1 protein-coding gene is annotated in these 1,400 nt (G+C 35.5%); it reads left to right on the top strand.

The window, feature by feature from the left end; translation table 11 throughout:
- Positions 1 to 15: 15 nt before the first annotated feature.
- Positions 16 to 1,364 (top strand): IS3 family transposase gene (locus CWS01_RS17170; RefSeq protein WP_101178405.1). Its coding sequence is split into 2 segments (ribosomal slippage): positions 16 to 460 and positions 460 to 1,364, totalling 1,350 coding nucleotides; the frame shifts between segments, so codons are not numbered across the junction.
- Positions 1,365 to 1,400 lie beyond the last annotated feature (36 nt).

Here is a 1,400-nt window from a genome sequence, read left to right on the forward strand (position 1 = left end):
TTAGGGGTGTTTTTTATGGCTAATTTTACTGCTGAAGAGAAGATATTTATTGCTCGTCTTTATCTTGCGGGGAAACATAGTTATCTGGAGATCCAAGATTTATATAAAGTTTCTTACCAAATGATTCAAGGATGGGTCCGTTTATATCAAATACAGGGAGAAGTGGGATTTAAGAAATCCTATACAAATTATTCGGCGGAGTTTAAAATGGATGTACTTAATTATATGAATGAAACGGGTACATCCTCCTACGAAGCAGCGGCTATTTTTAATATTTCTTCTCCCGCATTAATTCGGACATGGCGGATACATTTTAATGCTGGTGGATTCGATGCCCTCATTCCTAAGAAAAAGGGGCGAACATCCATGAAAAAAGAAACGAAGAAGGAAAAAACAGTTGAAGGTTCAGTTGAAGCGCTTGAAGAACGAATTAAACAATTAGAAATGGAGAATGCCTATTTAAAAAAGTTGAATGCTTTAGTTCAAATGCAGGAAAAATTACATCCAAAATCAAAGCGCAAGTAATTTATGAACTAAAGACATTCTATGATGTCGTGGCCCTTATCAAAGTCGCTGATATTCCACGTAGCACCTATTATTATTGGGAAAAGCGCTTGAACCGAAAAGATAAATATTTTGGAGTGAAGGCAGCTATCCAATCCATTTATCATGAACATAAAGGACGTTATGGTTATCGCCGTATCACCAAAGAATTAAAAAAAGATGGATTTTCTCATAATCCAAAAACTATCAACCGACTAATGAGTGAAATAGGCTTAAAATGCCTAGTTCGATTGAAAAAATATCGCTCTTACAAAGGCAATAGTGGGCGCATTGCACCGAATGTGATTCAGCGGAATTTTAAAGCAAAGAAGATGAATCAAAAGTGGGTAACTGATGTGACAGAATTTCATTTATTTGGAGAGAAGCGCTATTTATCTCCTATCCTTGATTTATGTAATGGAGAAATAATTGCCTATTCAGTAATGAAAAGACCGGTTTACCAACTTGTGGGAGATATGTTAGAACAAGCGGTTAAACGTTTAAAATCAGAAGATAGAGTTACCCTGCATTCCGATCAAGGGTGGCATTATCAAATGAAAAGATATCAAAGAACATTAAGAGAGTATGGGATCAGGCAAAGTATGTCTCGAAAGGGAAATTGTTTAGACAACGCCGTCATGGAGAATTTCTTTGGCTTATTAAAGTCTGAGTTGCTTTACCTTCAGGAATTTGAAAGTATGGAGCATTTTGAAGAAGAATTACATGATTATATCTATTACTATAATCACAAACGTATGAAGAAAAAATTAAAAGATCTGAGTCCAATACAATACCGGACTCAGATCTTGGAAGCCGCTTGAATTATTTGTCTAACTTTTTTGGGTCAGATCATCTTT

Origin of the sequence: Niallia nealsonii (assembly GCF_002835805.1) — a bacterium.
In the GTDB taxonomy this organism is placed as follows: domain Bacteria; phylum Bacillota; class Bacilli; order Bacillales; family Cytobacillaceae; genus Niallia; species Niallia nealsonii.